Origin of the sequence: Halomonas sp. AOP5-B2-8 (genome assembly GCF_052376475.1) — a bacterium.
GTDB lineage: Bacteria > Pseudomonadota > Gammaproteobacteria > Pseudomonadales > Halomonadaceae > Vreelandella > Vreelandella casei.
In genome coordinates this window covers 1-1,100 of record NZ_JBQSVS010000018.1, presented here as the reverse complement: position 1 = coordinate 1,100, position 1,100 = coordinate 1, and the positions used below count along the sequence as shown (strand labels likewise).

Annotated in this window: 1 protein-coding gene; it reads left to right on the top strand. The window is 63.6% G+C overall.

Annotated features, from left to right (window positions below; translation table 11 throughout):
• The coding region (locus tag ACT3RP_RS17880; protein ID WP_444624372.1) for an amino acid adenylation domain-containing protein at positions 1 to 1,100 on the top strand (1,100 nt) is incomplete at both ends.

The following is a 1,100-nucleotide window of genomic DNA, read 5'->3' as shown; positions in this document are numbered from 1 at the left end:
GTGGCCGGTGAGTTGGTCGCACAGGGCGTGCTACCCGGCGCTCCGGTTGCGATCAGCCTGCCCCGAGGGCCGGACCAGGTCGTGGCGGCGTTGGGTATTCTCATGGCGGGAGGGTGCTATGTGCCCATCGGCTTACGTCAACCGGCCAGCCGTCGGGCGAAGATTCAGCGTACGGCGGGCATCGCCCATGCGCTGTGCAGTCAGGCTCACCCGCCGGAGCGGGAAGCGGACGATGGCGTTCAATATCTTGAGATCGAAGTGGCTCGTCTGCATACGCCGCTGGTAGCACCCGTTACCGTCGATCCCGCTTCGCCGGCTTATATCATCTTTACCTCCGGTTCGACCGGTGAGCCCAAAGGCGTACAGATCGCCCACCAGGCTGCAGCCAACACCCTCGACGATATCAACGCCCGCTGTGGAATTACCGACACCAGTCGTGGCCTGGCCGTCTCCGCGTTGGACTTCGATCTGTCGGTCTACGATCTCTTCGGCCTGCTGGGCGTGGGCGGTTCGCTCGTGCTGATTGACGACGATCACCAGCGTGATGCGGCCCATTGGGTCGAGTTGGTCACACACCATCAGATCACGGTCTGGAACTCGGTGCCGGTGCTGCTGGATATGCTGCTGGTAGCGGGAGAGGGGCGCCGCCTGCCACTGGAACAGGTGCTGCTCTCGGGTGACTGGATCGGGCTTGATTTGCCGGAGCGTCTGGCCGCCTGTAGCCAGGCCCGCCTGTTCGCCTTGGGGGGGGCGACCGAAGCCTCGATCTGGTCGAACGTCTGCGAAGTCGAACACCCCATTCCTGCTGACTGGATCTCGATTCCCTATGGTAAGCCGTTGGCCAATCAGCAATACCGCGTGGTCGATACTCAGGGTCGCGACTGCCCGAACTGGGTCGCGGGAGAACTGTGGATCGGTGGAGCGGGCGTTGCCGATGGTTATCGCGGTGCCCCCGAACTGACGGCCTCGTGCTTTGTGGAATGGGCCGGTTCGCGCTGGTACCGCACGGGCGATCGCGGGCGCTACTGGCCGGACGGCACGCTGGAGTTTCTGGGTCGCGAAGATCACCAGGTCAAGATCCGCGGTCATCGTATCGAACT